Annotated in this window: 12 protein-coding genes; 4 read left to right on the forward strand and 8 right to left on the reverse strand. The window is 60.8% G+C overall.

Annotated elements, in window-relative coordinates:
• Nucleotides 1-377 precede the first annotated feature (377 nt).
• Entirely contained in the window at nucleotides 378-1,037 is a 660-nt protein-coding gene (locus tag ACIOWL_RS20810) for a hypothetical protein (protein ID WP_400389787.1), read from the forward strand.
• 184 nt (nucleotides 1,038-1,221) lie between these two features.
• Here the strand turns inward: ACIOWL_RS20810 and ACIOWL_RS20815 are convergent, their stop codons facing one another.
• Nucleotides 1,222-1,386: a hypothetical protein gene (locus ACIOWL_RS20815; RefSeq protein ID WP_400389790.1), complete on the reverse strand. Its 165-nt coding sequence runs from the start codon at nucleotides 1,384-1,386 to the stop codon at nucleotides 1,222-1,224.
• Nucleotides 1,387-2,034: 648 nt separating this feature from the next.
• Here ACIOWL_RS20815 and ACIOWL_RS20820 point away from each other — a divergent pair.
• Both ACIOWL_RS20820 and ACIOWL_RS20825 read left to right on the forward strand, forming a co-directional pair.
• The gene (locus ACIOWL_RS20820; protein WP_400389792.1) at nucleotides 2,035-3,423 is read left to right on the forward strand and encodes an MFS transporter; all 1,389 of its coding nucleotides are present in this window, start codon (nucleotides 2,035-2,037) and stop codon (nucleotides 3,421-3,423) included.
• A gap of 15 nt (nucleotides 3,424-3,438) precedes the next feature.
• The gene (locus ACIOWL_RS20825; RefSeq protein ID WP_400389795.1) at nucleotides 3,439-3,855 is read left to right on the forward strand and encodes a DUF1801 domain-containing protein; all 417 of its coding nucleotides are present in this window, start codon (nucleotides 3,439-3,441) and stop codon (nucleotides 3,853-3,855) included.
• Here the strand turns inward: ACIOWL_RS20825 and ACIOWL_RS20830 are convergent.
• The 7 genes from ACIOWL_RS20830 to glyA form a co-directional block, all read right to left on the reverse strand.
• Nucleotides 3,852-4,961: a hypothetical protein gene (locus ACIOWL_RS20830; protein ID WP_400389798.1), complete on the reverse strand. Its 1,110-nt coding sequence runs from the start codon at nucleotides 4,959-4,961 to the stop codon at nucleotides 3,852-3,854. The two genes, ACIOWL_RS20825 and ACIOWL_RS20830, sit on opposite strands and share 4 nt — an antisense overlap.
• A 74-nt stretch (nucleotides 4,962-5,035) precedes the next feature.
• Entirely contained in the window at nucleotides 5,036-5,896 is an 861-nt protein-coding gene (gene purU, locus ACIOWL_RS20835) for a formyltetrahydrofolate deformylase (RefSeq protein WP_400389801.1), read from the reverse strand.
• Between the two features lie 313 nt (nucleotides 5,897-6,209).
• Nucleotides 6,210-6,821 (reverse strand): sarcosine oxidase subunit gamma family protein, encoded by a 612-nt coding sequence (gene soxG / locus ACIOWL_RS20840; RefSeq protein ID WP_400389804.1) that lies wholly within the window; start codon nucleotides 6,819-6,821, stop codon nucleotides 6,210-6,212.
• Nucleotides 6,814-9,717, reverse strand: coding sequence for a sarcosine oxidase subunit alpha family protein (locus ACIOWL_RS20845; protein ID WP_400389807.1), 2,904 nt, complete (start codon nucleotides 9,715-9,717; stop codon nucleotides 6,814-6,816). Before ACIOWL_RS20845 ends, soxG begins: the two co-directional genes overlap by 8 nt.
• Nucleotides 9,714-10,010: a sarcosine oxidase subunit delta gene (locus tag ACIOWL_RS20850; protein WP_400389809.1), complete on the reverse strand. Its 297-nt coding sequence runs from the start codon at nucleotides 10,008-10,010 to the stop codon at nucleotides 9,714-9,716. Before ACIOWL_RS20850 ends, ACIOWL_RS20845 begins: the two co-directional genes overlap by 4 nt.
• An 11-nt stretch (nucleotides 10,011-10,021) precedes the next feature.
• On the reverse strand, nucleotides 10,022-11,239 hold the full coding sequence (locus ACIOWL_RS20855) for a sarcosine oxidase subunit beta family protein (protein WP_400389812.1): 1,218 nt from the start codon (nucleotides 11,237-11,239) through the stop codon (nucleotides 10,022-10,024).
• Nucleotides 11,240-11,241: 2 nt separating this feature from the next.
• On the reverse strand, nucleotides 11,242-12,558 hold the full coding sequence (gene glyA / locus ACIOWL_RS20860) for a serine hydroxymethyltransferase (protein WP_400389815.1): 1,317 nt from the start codon (nucleotides 12,556-12,558) through the stop codon (nucleotides 11,242-11,244).
• Nucleotides 12,559-12,714: 156 nt separating this feature from the next.
• Between glyA and ACIOWL_RS20865 the strand changes: the two genes are divergently transcribed.
• Entirely contained in the window at nucleotides 12,715-13,374 is a 660-nt protein-coding gene (locus tag ACIOWL_RS20865; RefSeq protein WP_400389818.1) for a GntR family transcriptional regulator, read from the forward strand.
• The last annotated feature ends 166 nt before the right edge of the window (nucleotides 13,375-13,540 follow it).

Here is a 13,540-nt window from a genome sequence, read left to right on the forward strand (position 1 = left end):
CTCAGAGGTTCGTGGACATCCGATTTCGTGGCTTTACCAGCTCGCCACATGCCGGCTTGCCAGAACATCAGTACCATTTCAACCTATTCGCCACAGTTAATGACGTTTAATGACTTCGCTTAATCAGTACGCTTAATCAGTATGTGCTTTCGAGATGCCCCCGGTTTTACGGAAGCCCTGCCCTGTACCGGGACATGCCGAGTAAAGCTAGTACGGTTTGATACCGCAGCACCGGCACCCGCGAGCTTGGGCATGCCTTGAGTATTGATGATAATCCGTACACAAGTTCTGCTTCTTTGATGAAACACACATGAAATCGCTCTCGACTCTATAATTCACAGACTTATGACAAAAATGAAGTGAAGAGGATCTACATAATGAGAATGATGTTGCCTTTAGCTGCGGTCGTTGGCAGTCTGATGCTGGCTCTCACTTCATGCTCGGGAAGTTCAACCACCGCAGTGCTTCCAGCTTCAAGCGAAGAAACTGTCCAGATGACCGCGGATTATCCTTCATATGGGTCACCGCTCAAAGCTGCAGCGATAAGTGATCTCGTAGTAGTCGGTGTCCCGGTGAAGTCTTGGGATGACGTCATCTATCCTGACCGAGTTGATTCGGATGATCCAGTCAAATACCCACAAGCTGGGTTCTCTGAGGAAGAAACCGATGAGTTTATCGCGGACTCTGGGGTACCAATTACAGTTACTGAATTCGAAGTAACTGAGGTACTCAGCGGCGACGCGAAGGTGGGCGATAAGATCCTGGTAGATCAGTTTGGCGGCACCAGTAGCGGAGTTGCCTACGAAACAGAAAACGCCAGTAACATGCGGAATTTCTCCGCTTCAAAGCTTCGCAGCGAGAAGACTCGCATCATGCTTTCGCTAAGTGAAAGTCACGGAGGGCATCGTGAGCTTGTGAATCCTGAAGAAGGACTCAATTTCGTTTCTTCCAGTGGTGAAATCGGCACAGTCGACGGCGAAAGCACTGGAAAGACCACGGAATCGTTCAAGAAAGCTCTGAATCAGGAGAACGGCTAAAATTCCCCACAAAGTCTTATCTGTTTGAGGATTACCTGCTGAAGAACATACGTCTGTCTGAGACTTCAAAAAAGCTGCGTGTGGAAGATGCTTTGCTTGGAAGTATCTTCCACACACAGAATCGTCTATTCGTAAACGACGCTTCGATGGTCTGCGTCGATTGCTATGACCACGTATTGGGCATCTAGTTTGTCGCAGACGACTCGGTAGTCGCCGATCCGGTAGCACCATAGACCTGGGCATGTTCCAGTGAGTCCTTTTCCTCGGCTTCCGGGGTTTCCAGTTGTTCGATTGCTTGGAGTGCGTTATATATTCGCTGAGCTACTGGCTCGTCTGATTCTTCAGCCATTTTTTCGACGGTTGAGTCTAGCTCCACCCGCCATTGGGCACTCAGTGTAAGTCTCCAAGGTTCGGTGCTGATTCAAGGCCGAGTTCTTCTCCAAGATCAGCCAGTGAACGTGTCGCTACTTTTCCTGATCGAAAGAGTGCAGCGCGTTCATTGATTCGTTGGGCGTGCTCGTATTCGTCGATAGACCCACTCAGGATGTCTCGTACGATTTCGCCGCGTGAGCAGTGCAAGGTTTGTGCCATGCGGTCTATGCGGTTATGTGTGTGTTCGTCTAATCGGACTGTGAATCCGGCTGTTAGTGCTCCCATAATTTCAAGGACAACGCAGGGTAACGCGCGAGGGGAGCCTTTCCGTCTTGTTGGCTTTCATGTCCGAGGTTGGCGTCTCCGAAGTGGCTAGGGATCAGGGCTGAAGCGTCGATCAGGGCCCGTCTAGGCCTGGGGTCGAGGCCGCGCCATGAGGATCCCCGAAAATTCGGAGGATCTTTTCGCGTTATCTCCGGCTGAAACCACGCCCTTACACCGATGCTTTTCCTGAGAACACAGACCCATTTTCCCTCTGCGGCTGACACTGTCGGTAGGTGACAGTATTCTTTTCACTACCGACTACCGACTACCGACCAACGCCGCACCGAACCGAGGAATCGACATGAGCGAGTTCCCGCAAGGAAGCGATGTTCATGATTCGAACCCCGAGGTTCCGGAGCATGGAATGCGCTCATTCCTGCATATCCTGATCAACACCGCCGTGGCCAATCTGACCACAAGCTACTTGTGGTTTGCTTTGACCTTCTGGGTCTACCTGGAAACGGAAAACGTGATGGCCACCGGCATCATCGGTGGTGCGTTCATGCTGCTGATTGCCTTGTTCTCCATGGTTTTCGGCACCATCGTGGATAAGCACCGGAAAAAGACTGTCTTCGTTTTCTCTGCCTCGGTGACCGCGGTGATGTTTACCCTGGCAGGGCTTTTGTACCTGTGGTTGCCGACCGAACGAATCCTGAACATCGGGGGCTGGGAATTCTGGCTATTCTGCATCGTCATCCTGCTGGGGGCCATCGTGGAGCAGATGCGCGGTATTGCCCTGTCCACCACGGTCACCTTGCTGATCCCGGTGGACAGGCACGCCAACGCCAACGGCCTAGTGGGCACCGTGCAAGGTTTGGCTTTTATTGTCACCAGCGTTTTCAGCGGGCTGTCGATCGGGCTGCTGGGCATGGGATGGACCTTGGTCATTTCCATTGCCCTGGTGGTGCTGACCATGCTGCATCTGCTCACCATCTCCATCCCCGAAGAACAGCCGCAGCCTGACCCCGATGCAGCGCAGCACAAAGCCGGCAACCTGCGGCTTGGGTTCACTACCGTCATGGCGATCCCCGGATTGCTGGCCCTGATCATATTCTCCATGTTCAACAACCTGATCGGCGGCGTGTACATGGCGCTCATGGACCCCTACGGGTTGACGGTCATGTCCGTGGAAGCATGGGGAATCACCTTCGGTTTGGCCTCAACCGGATTTATTGTCGGTGGAGCGATGGTGGCCAAATTCGGTTTGGGCAAGAATCCGATCCGCACCCTGTTGATTCTCGTTGCGTGCATGGGATTTTTGGGCGCGATTTTCACCCTCCGCGAGTGGGTGTGGTTATACATCGCGGGGATCTGGCTTTACATGTGCCTCATCCCGGCCTGCGAGGCCGCAGAGCAGACAGTGATCCAGAAAGTTGTCCCGTTCAGGCGGCAAGGCAGGGTGTTTGGTTTCGCCCAGATGATGGAGGCCTCGGCGGCCCCGATCACCGCCTTCCTGATCGCTCCGCTGGCCCAATACTTGATCATTCCGTTTATGCGCAGCCCCGAAGGGGACGCAAGCCTTGGCTGGCTTCTGGGCCAGGGACAGGCCCGCGGGATCGCGCTGATTTTCCTGGTCGGCGGCCTGATTATGGTGGTGGTGGCACTGCTGGCGATGACCACCGGGCAGTACCGCAAACTATCTGCCATCTTCCAATCACCGCAGCCCTCGCCGGCTGCCGAGACCCGCTAACGAATGGAGCCATCCGTGGCCAGTGCACCCAAAACTCAACCTACCGATGCCAGCGTGGAAGATTTTCTCGCCGCTGCCACCCCGGCCAAGCGCCGCACCGACGGACAGGCGCTCGCGCAGATTTTTGCGGAAGTCACCGGGGAAAAACCTGTTTTGTGGGGGCCGTCCATTGTGGGTTACGGCCAATACCGGTACGTTTCCCCCGCCAATTCACGCACCACCGGGTTCTGGCCCAAAACCGGATTCTCGCCACGCAAGGCGCAGCTGTCCCTGTACGGCCTCAAGGACCTCCCCGAGGGTGCGGCGCTGCTCCCCCGGCTCGGTACCTATACCGAGGGAGCAGGCTGCGTCTACGTGAAAAAATTGGAAGACCTGGACGAAGCGGTCCTGCGAGAGCTGATTGCCATCGCATTTTCACGCGAAGATGATTAAACGGCTTCCTCAAAAAATGCTTCGACCTCGCTGATCCCGGCGGAAATCACCGGAACCAGGCGTTCGTCAATGCTGTAGTTATCGCCCTTGCGCTGCAACAGGCCAAACCCTGCCAGCGAGGCCAGGGCTTGCGTGGCTTCGGGCAGCACCGCATCATAGATTTTCGCGCCGACATTGCGGCGCAGTCCGTCGAGGTCGCCCTCGCGGCCGGTGGACGCGGTCACCAGCAGGTTGCGCACCACCAGGTAGTGGGCTTCATCGCGCAAGCTGCTGTCCATGGTGGGGTTCAGGTGGGCCTGCACGCAGGCGACCGCCATTTCAAATAGCAGCTGGGCGCTGTCTGCCTGCTCGCCGTCCACAAATGCGGCGAACGCTTCCTCGTCACGCACGATGCTGGTTTCCGTGGTGGTCACCACCGACATCATGGCGGCGTTCCAAATGTAGTTGAAACGCAGCGGCGCCGGTTCGTCCTGGGCGATGTCCTGCGGGTTGATGTCCATGGCCGAAAAAACCTTGTCCCGGGTGGAGCTTGCGGCATCGGTCATGTCGTTGCTCAGGATGCCGTCGCCCAGCGCCAGCGCGAAGCTTTTCACCGACTGGAACAGTTCGGTGCCGCGCAGCAAGGTGCACAGTTCCGCGTCACCTTCGGCAAAACCTTCCAAGGCCTCTTCGATCATCTCGCGCAGCTCTTCAAGGTTCTCGGCCGGCCCCTGCCACAGGGTGTTCTCCTCGGCGAAGCTGAAGAAATCCAGCCAGGTGGAGAAGATCGGCTCCGGGGCCACGTTATCCGGCAGGTTAACCAAAAAATCGGCCAGGGCTTGGCCAAAGGTTTCCGGCTCCAGGGCGAAAAGGTTGGAGTTGCCAGCGGTTTGCGCGTATTCTCCGCCGATGGTGCGAATCACGTCCAGCTGGATCTCGGCGGCCTGGGCTGCATCAGCCGGGGAGAATGACGGGACCTGCGCGGCAACCCAGGTGACGTACTGGCCGCGCAACGCGTCGATCGACTGTTCAGCCTGGATCTTGTGCACGCTGCGCCCGCGCTGCGCCGCCTTGGCAGGGTTGCCTGCGCCGGAGTTCTTTTTGTTTTGACGCTTTTTGCTGGCCATGAGCCGTCCTTCGCTTGTGTGGAGGTTTTGCCTTTAAGCCTACGGGCAAGACCTCCACACCGGCGACCTGCCAGCTAGCGCAGCACCACGGTGCGGTTGCCGTACAGGAACACACGTCCCTCGCAGTGCCAGCGCACCGCGTTGGACAGCGCCTTGCATTCCGAATCGCGTCCGGCGGCCACCAGGTCCGCCGGTTCGTAGGTGTGGTCCACCTCAACGACCTGCTGGGTGATGATCGGGCCCTCGTCGAGTTCCGAGTTCACGTAGTGCGCGGTGGCGCCCACCGTTTTCACACCGCGTTCCCACGCCTGGTGATAAGGCTTGGCGCCCTTGAAGGAGGGAAGGAATGAGTGGTGGATATTGATGGTTTTGCCGCTCAGTTCCGTGGCGAGGTGGTCGGAGAGCACCTGCATGTAGCGGGCCAGCACCACCAGTTCGGCGCCGGTCTGATCGATCAGTTCCAGCAGGCTGGCTTCGGCCTGCGGTTTGGTGTCCTTGGTGATGGGGATGTGGTGGAAATCGATTCCGTACCATTCAACCAGCGAGCGGTGATCCGGGTGGTTGGAGGCAACCCCCACCACCTCGATCGGCAAGTCCCCGGAGTGCATCCGGAAGAGCAGGTCCTGCAGGCAGTGCTCGAACTTGGAGACCATGATCAGCACCTTGGTCTTCTGTCCACGCTCGCGCAGCTGCCAGTCCATCTGGAACTTTTCTGCGACCTCGACGAATTCGCGGCGCAGCGCATCGAGCAGGTCGGGTTCTGGATCTCCGGCGAAATCCACACGCAGGAACAAACGCCCGGCGCTCATGTCATCGTATTGTTTCAGTTCCACAATGGTGCGTTGGTGCCTGACCAGGAAACCGGTGATCGCGTGCACAATGCCAATGCTTTCCGGGCACTGAAGGGTTAAGACGTGCCGAACCTGTTCACTCATGGTCCACTTCCATTCGGTTCTCTGGGGCGCGGCGCCCGGAGGGTCGACACGCCAAATAAGTTTGTGTGGTTTTTTTGTAGGTGTTCAGCTCAAAAACCCCGGAGCCCGACGGGAAACCATCAACCCGCCGGGCAGGGCCCATGCAACAAACCGCTGCGCGACCTCCCGAATCAGCAGCGGTATGTTGTTCACCCCAGCTGAGCAACGCCGGCTCCGGGCCGTTCCCGCGCCCCGGCCGCGGCCTGGATGGGCCGGAACGGGGGCGGGTGGCGGACCGGGTGGCGCCCGGGGTGAAGGTGTGTGCGTCGCCTGGTTAGGCGACCGGTTCCGAGGAGAACTCGGTCATGGCATCAATCAGCCAATGCACGGTGTGCTCGGTGAACGAGGCACGTGGCAGGACGTACCACGACTGCTCGCCGGTACGCCACAACAGCACCGGGATATTCGCCAGCGTGGTGGTGATGGCCTGGTTGACCCCGAAGGCCCGCGGATGCAGGTCTGCCGGGCAGCTCTTGCGCAGCACCAGCGGGGCGGCCGGTCCGGACAGTTCCAGCACGCTGCGGTTGGAGGACAAATCCAGGATCTGGCCTGGGTTCTGCCCCAGTGCCTCGGTCAGCGCGCCGGTCAGGGCGGTGCCTTCCGGGGCGATGGCCAGGAACTCGTCCGGTCCGAGCCAGAGCACCGCGGTGCCCTGAACCGAGCCGGTGACCTGGCCAACCTGAGCCGGCAGCTGAAGGCCCAGCGCATTTTCCAGGGCGGCGAAACCGTCGCTGCCGGGGATTGCCCGCACGCCAACCTGGGTGGCGAAGGAGATTTCCTGCAGCGCCACCGCATTGGAAACGGAGGCCTGGGTCATCAGATCCGCCAGGTGCTCCGCCGGGGAACGACGCAGCGAGGTGGATTCAATCACGGTGTTATTAGCCATCGCGACGGCTCCCTTCCGGGTCAAAGAGTACGAGATCGGATACCAGTACATCAACCAGCTGGCCGTTGACCGGGGTCTTGAGCACTTCACCGATGCGGTTGCGCCCGTTTTTGATCAGTGCCAGCGCGAAGGTGCGTCCCAGCGCCGGCGAGTTGTAGGAGCTGGTGACCCAGCCTTCCATCGGGGTGCACCCCTCGGTTTCCACTGCTCCGTCGGCCACCAGGGCGGCGCCTTCGGCCAAGCGGAACGTGGTGTCCACCGGCAGCACGGAGACCAGGTGCTTGCGGTCTTCGCGCTGGTTGTCTTCACGTGCGTAGGAACGTTTGCCAACGAAGTCCTTGACCTTGGAGACAACCCATTCCATGCCGGCGTCCTGCGGGGTCACGGTGCCGTCGGTATCCTGGCCGACGATGATGAATCCCTTTTCCGCGCGCAACACGTGCATGGTTTCGGTGCCGTACGGGGTGATGTTGAATTCTTCACCGGCGGCATAGACATCTTCCCAGACGCGCAGCCCGTGCCAGGACGGGATGGCGATTTCGAAGGCGAGTTCACCGGAGAAGGAGATGCGGCTGATGCGTGCCTCGATCCCCGAATCCAAGGTGACGTCCTGGAAGGTCATGAACTTGAAGGCGTCGTTGGAGACATCCAGGCCGCTGACCAGCTTGCCGATGACCTCGCGCGAGCGCGGGCCGACCACGGCCACGGTGGCCAGCTGCTCGGTCACCGAGGTGCAGGTGACATCCAGTTCAGGCCATTCGGTCTGCAGCCATTCTTCCAGCCAGTCAAGCACGGCGGCCGCGCCGCCGGTGGTGGTGTGCATCAAGAAGCGGTCCTCGGCCAGGCGAAGGGTCACCCCGTCGTCGAACACCATGCCGTCGGCCTTGCACATCACGCCGTAGCGGGCCATGCCGACCTTGAGCTTGGTGTAGCCGTTGGTGTAGATGCGGTTGAGGAACTCGGCCGCATCCGCACCGCGGATCTCGATCTTGCCCAGGGTGGTGGCATCGAGCATGCCCACCGATTCGCGCACCGCCGCGCATTCGCGGTAGACCGCTGCATCCAGGTCTTCCCCGTCCTGCGGGAAGTACCAGGCACGCTTCCACTGTCCGACGTCCTCGAACTTGGCGCCCTGCGCCAGGTGCCAGGAGTGCATCGGGGTGATGCGCGCCGGGTCGAGCAGCTGGCCGCGGGTGCGGCCGGCCAGCGCGGCGAAGGCCACAGGGGTGTACGGGGCGCGGAAGGTAGTGGTGCCGATCTGCGCCGGGTTTTCAATACCCAGCACCGCGGCGATCACGCCGATCGCAGCCACGCCGGAGGTCTTGCCCTGGTCGTTGGCGGTGGAGATCGAGGTGTACCGCTTGATGTGCTCCACCGACTTCAGGCCGGCGCCGGTAGCGCGCAGCACGTCGGCGACCGACTGGTCGCGCTGCAGGTCAACGAAGTGGGTTTTGTAGTTCGCGGCGTCGTCCCCGTTCAGCGACGGGACCAGCCAGACCGGGCGGGTTTCCCCGGCCGGCACGGCGAGTGCCTGCGGCACGGTGGCGATCTGCTCAAAACCTGCGGCCGTCGCGGCGGCGGCGCCCACGGCGGCACCGGTGGACAGCGCACTGGCGGTGTCCAGCAGACCGGTCAACGCGCCGGCCAGGTGCTGGTTTGCCACCGCTGCTTCCGGGACGAAGGCGTGCAGCGAGGTATCCCACACCAGTTTGCCCTGGCGCTGGGAATGCAGGTGCACCACCGGGTTGAAGCCGCCGGCCACGGCCAGCACATCGGCTTCAAAACGCTGCGGGGCGCCCAGCTCGCGCTGGTCGTTCAGCTCTGCGACGATCACGGCGGACAGCTCGCCGGATTCATTGGCTTCGGTGTCCACCACCACGGAACCGGTGATGACCTGCACCCCGGCGCCAACGGCTTCCGCGGCGGCGGCGGAAACCCCGGCGCGGGCGTCGATCACGGCAACCACGCCGCCGGTGGCGGCGAGCTCTGCCACCAGGGCGTAGGCGGAATCGTTGGTGGTTGCCACCACGATCTGCTTCCCGGCGCGCACCCCGTAGCGGTTCAGGTAGCTGCGCACGGCGCCGGCGAGCATGATGCCCGGGCGGTCGTTGTTCTCAAAAACGATGGGACGTTCGTGGGCGCCGGTGGCCAGCACCACCTGGTTGGCGCGGATGTGCCAGACACGCTCGCGGGAGATGCCGGCACCGGAGGGGCCGTCCACGTGCACGGTGCGGCGCTGCACGGCGATCACGTAGTTCGCGTCGTAGGAGCCGAGCACCGTGGTGCGCTGCAGGTGGGTGGTTTCCGGCGCGGCGGCCAGCGCCGCGGTGGTCTCATCGATCCACGCGGCGGACTCTTTCCCGTCGATCTGCTCGCCGGCGGAATCACGCAGGCTGCCGCCGGCTTCGGCGCGTTCGTCGAGCAGCAGCACGCGGGCCCCGGACTTTGAGGCTTCACGGGCGGCGGCCAGCCCGGCGGGGCCGGCGCCGACGACCAGCACATCGGTGTGCACGTGCACGTGGTCGTAGTAGGCAGGGTCGGTGCTTGGATCCAGCACACCCAGTCCGCGCAGCAAGGTGGCGTTCAGGTTGGCGGTCACCGCGACGGTGGTGGCCGGGAGCATGGATTCGTTGATGTCCTGCTCGTGGCGGGCGGCCACGGTGATCAGGGCGTTCGGCTCTTCAACCCCGGCGGAGAAGATGCCGCGCGGGCGGTTCAGGTAGGTCGAATTGCCGCAGGCGCGCTGCCCGTTGGCCAGCATGGCGCTGGCCACGGTATCCCCGCGAAATGCCTGCAGTTCCTGCCCGTCGACGCGCAGGGACAGGGTTTCATCCCGGTCGACGCGGGCGGCCGGAGCCTGGTCGGCCGGCAGCCGGTAGGACGTGTTCTGGCTCATCGGGATCCTCCCTGGGTGTTCAGTTCTGGGCGTGGTTCTCCGGCCCCGTAGATGGCCTTGAACTCATAGGTTGCGGTGTCGCGCAGGGCGTTGAACCACTTGCGGCATCCGCCGGAGTGGACCCAACGCTCGGCGTAGATTCCCTTGGAATTTTCGCGGTAGAACAGGTAACGGGACCATTCCTTGTCGCTGAGGGCATTCGGGTCTTCGGGGTAGGCCACGTGGGCCTGTCCGCCATAGGAAAATTCGGTTTCGTTGCGCGGCCCGCAATTGGGGCACTGAATCAGCATCATGGTGGGAGCTCCTAGTGGGCCACGGCGGCTGCGCCGTGTTCGTCGATCAGGTGGCCGGTTTCGAAACGGTCCAGGCTGAACGGTGCGTTCAGCTTGTGGGCTTCATCGTTGGCGATGGTGTGGGCCAGGGTGAACCCTGCACCCGGGGTGCCCTTGAAACCGCCGGTGCCCCAGCCGCAGTTCACGTACAGGTTCTGGATCGGAGTTTTGGAGATGATCGGCGAGGCGTCCATGGTGGTGTCCACGATGCCGCCCCAGGTGCGCAGCACGTGGGCTCGGGCGAAGATCGGGAAGAGCTCCACCGCGGCGGCCATCTGCTCCTCGATCACGTGGAAGGCGCCGCGCTGGCCGTAGCCGTTGTAGCTGTCGATCCCCGCGCCCATCACCAGTTCGCCCTTGTGGGCCTGGGAGACGTAGACGTGGATGTGGTTGGACATGACCACGGTCGGGTGCACCGGTTCAAACAGTTCGGAGACCAGTGCCTGCAGCGGGTGGGACTGGATCGGCAGGTCGAAACCGGCCATATCCGCCAGCACCGAGGAGTGCCCGGCGCCGGCCAGGGCCACCTTGCCGGCGTGGATGGTTCCGCGGGTGGTTTTCACACCCGTGACCTTGTCCCCGTCCTTGAGGATGCCGGTGACTTCGCAGTTCTGGATGATGTCGATACCGTACTCGTTGGCTTTGCGGGCGAAGGCCCACGCCACGTGGTCGTGCTTGGCGATACCGGCGCGCGGCTGGTAGGTGGCGCCCATGACCGGGTAGCGGATGTCGTCCCCGACGTTGATGATCGGGCAGGCTTCCTTGACCTGTTCCGGGGTGAGCCATTCGGCGTCGACTCCGTTGAGCTTGTTCGCCTCGACGCGGCGGATGGATTCACGCACATCGCCGAGGGTGTGGGCCAGGTTCATGACCCCGCGCTGGGAGAACAGGAAGTCGTATTCGAGCTCTTCGGGAAGCTGTTCCCACAGCTTCAGGGACTTCTCGTAGATGCCTGCCGATTCATCCCACAGGTAGTTCGAGCGGATGATGGTGGTGTTGCGGGCCATGTTCCCGCCGGCCAGCCAGCCCTTTTCCAGGACTGCCACATTGGTGATGCCGTGGTTCTTGGCCAGGTAGTAGGCGGTTGCCAAACCATGGCCGCCACCGCCGACGATGACGACGTCGTAGGACTTCTTGGGCTCTGGGTTGGCCCAGAGGAATTCCGGGTGCTCTGGCAGCAAATCAGCCATGATTACTCTCCGATCTTTTTCAAGTTTGGGTACAGTGGGTGGTCCTGGGCCAGCTTCAACACCCGATCCTTCAACGCCGGCAACACCGAAGCATCCCCCGCAGCACCAGCAATCAACGCCTGAGCAATCACCTCAGCCACCTCAGCAAACGCAGCCTCAGAAAAACCACGCGTCGCCAACGCCGGAGTACCAATACGCAACCCCGACGTCACCATCGGCGGACGCGGATCAAACGGCACCGCATTACGATTCACCGTGATCTCCACCTGCGCCAACAAATCCTCAGCCTGCTGACCATCCAACTCAGAATCACGCAAATCAACCAACACCAGATGCACATCCGTACCACCGGTCAACACACTGATCCCCGCCGCAGCCACATCAGCCTGAGTCAAACGCTCAGCCAAAATCCGCGCCCCAGCCAAGGTACGCTCCTGACGCTCCTTGAACTCAGCAGACGCCGCAATCTTGAACGCCACCGCCTTGCCAGCAATCACATGCTCCAACGGACCACCCTGCTGACCAGGGAACACCGCCGAATTCAACTTCTTCGCAATCTCCGCATCATTCGAAAGAATAATGCCACCACGCGGACCAGCCAACGTCTTATGCGTCGTCGAGGTCACCACATGCGCATACGGCACCGGCGACGGATGCAACCCCGCAGCCACCAGACCGGCGAAGTGAGCCATATCCACAAACAAGTACGCACCGACCTTGTCCGCGATCTCACGGAACCGGGCAAAATCCAGCTGACGCGGGTACGCCGACCAACCGGCAACAATCATCTTCGGCTGATGCTCCAGCGCCAGACGCTCCACCTCATCCATGTCCACCACGTTGGATTCCTCATCCACACCGTAAGGAACAATGTTGAACAACCGGCCCGAGAAATTCAGCTTCATCCCGTGGGTCAGGTGGCCGCCATGAGCCAGATTCAAACCCAGCACGGTATCCCCCGGACGCACCAACGCGTGATACACCGACGCGTTGGCCTGCGCCCCAGAATGCGGCTGCACATTGGCGAACTGCGCACCAAACAGCTCCTTGAGCCGCTCGATAGCCAAGGTCTCAATCACGTCAACCTCTTCGCAACCACCGTAGTAACGGCGGCCCGGGTAACCCTCGGCGTACTTGTTGGTCAACACCGAACCCTGAGCCTGCATCACGGCCTGCGCCGTATGGTTCTCCGAAGCGATCATTTCCAAGCCGCGCTGCTGACGAGCCAGCTCAGCGTCGATACGCTGCGCGACCTCCGGATCCAGCTCGGCAAGGGACGCAGTCAGCGAACCGGCTGCAAGAGTTTGCGTTTGAGGCACCATGATCTCCCTAAAAAGTATAAATTGCCGACAACTGATATATCAGTTGTTGGGTATTAGCGTATGATGTAAGACACACCACGTCAATGGTTATCGGAAAAATTTCTTTCCGCGCTGTTCCCACGGCAAAATAGACATCAACAAGAGGGACGTGAAATGACAAGCTTGACCGAATCGCTCACCGGCACCGAATCAATGGCGGACCGTTCATACCGCATCCTTCGAGACCGCCTGATCATGCTTGAGATCGCCCCCGGCGAACCCATCAACGAAGGGCAGCTGGCGGTCGAACTGGATATGGGCCGCACCCCGATCCGCGAGGCCTTGAAACGTTTGGAAGTCGACCATCTGGTTGTTTCCTACCCGCGGCGCGGAACCTTTGCAACCAACGTGGATATCACCGAGCTGGCCGCGATCTCCGATATGCGCACCGTCCTTGAGCCCCTGGCCGCACGGCGCGCTGCGGAGCATCGAGGCGGTGTGGACCGCGAAGAACTTGAGCAGACCATCTCAGCAGTCTTATCCCTGGATCTTTCGGGCAACCGCCGTGATTTGATGGCCTATGACCTAGAGGTTCACCGGCAGATCTACCGCGCGGCACAAAATGAGTACTTGGAGGAAACCCTGGTCCGCTTGGACAACCTGGCGACCCGCATCTGGTGCGTGGTGCTTGATCGGCTCCAAGACCTGCACGGGCATATTTCCGAGCACGCCACCCTGCTTCAACTGATCCTCGATGGGGATGCGGACGCGGCGGCGCAGTTGGCCGCAGAGCACGTTCGCGGCTTCGAGCGCGCAGTCCGCGCCATCCTCTAGGTTCCGTCTACTCCGGCTCGCCCAATCGCTTGGGTCAGCCGGTTCCCGATGCGTGTCATAAATTTCTTGACTAAGAAATCGCGCCGATAGGTTGAACCTGATTATTTAGGCTTTCGATTAGGTCTTGAATCCCAACGGTGACTTACCCAAGCCTCTTTAATCAGCC

It is taken from the genome of Glutamicibacter sp. NPDC087344 (genome assembly GCF_044744225.1).
Lineage (GTDB): Bacteria > Actinomycetota > Actinomycetes > Actinomycetales > Micrococcaceae > Glutamicibacter.

Bases quoted from the DNA above. Each gene is read 5' to 3' on its own strand.
- ACIOWL_RS20810 (WP_400389787.1), top strand. From the start codon at position 378: ATGAGAATGATGTTGCCTTTAGCTGCGGTCGTTGGCAGTCTGATGCTG.
- ACIOWL_RS20815 (WP_400389790.1), bottom strand. From the start codon at position 1,386: ATGGCTGAAGAATCAGACGAGCCAGTAGCTCAGCGAATATATAACGCA.
- ACIOWL_RS20820 (WP_400389792.1), top strand. From the start codon at position 2,035: ATGAGCGAGTTCCCGCAAGGAAGCGATGTTCATGATTCGAACCCCGAG.
- ACIOWL_RS20830 (WP_400389798.1), bottom strand. From the start codon at position 4,961: ATGGCCAGCAAAAAGCGTCAAAACAAAAAGAACTCCGGCGCAGGCAAC.
- purU (WP_400389801.1), bottom strand. From the start codon at position 5,896: ATGAGTGAACAGGTTCGGCACGTCTTAACCCTTCAGTGCCCGGAAAGC.
- soxG (WP_400389804.1), bottom strand. From the start codon at position 6,821: ATGGCTAATAACACCGTGATTGAATCCACCTCGCTGCGTCGTTCCCCG.
- ACIOWL_RS20845 (WP_400389807.1), bottom strand. From the start codon at position 9,717: ATGAGCCAGAACACGTCCTACCGGCTGCCGGCCGACCAGGCTCCGGCC.
- ACIOWL_RS20850 (WP_400389809.1), bottom strand. From the start codon at position 10,010: ATGATGCTGATTCAGTGCCCCAATTGCGGGCCGCGCAACGAAACCGAA.
- ACIOWL_RS20855 (WP_400389812.1), bottom strand. From the start codon at position 11,239: ATGGCTGATTTGCTGCCAGAGCACCCGGAATTCCTCTGGGCCAACCCA.
- ACIOWL_RS20865 (WP_400389818.1), top strand. From the start codon at position 12,715: ATGACAAGCTTGACCGAATCGCTCACCGGCACCGAATCAATGGCGGAC.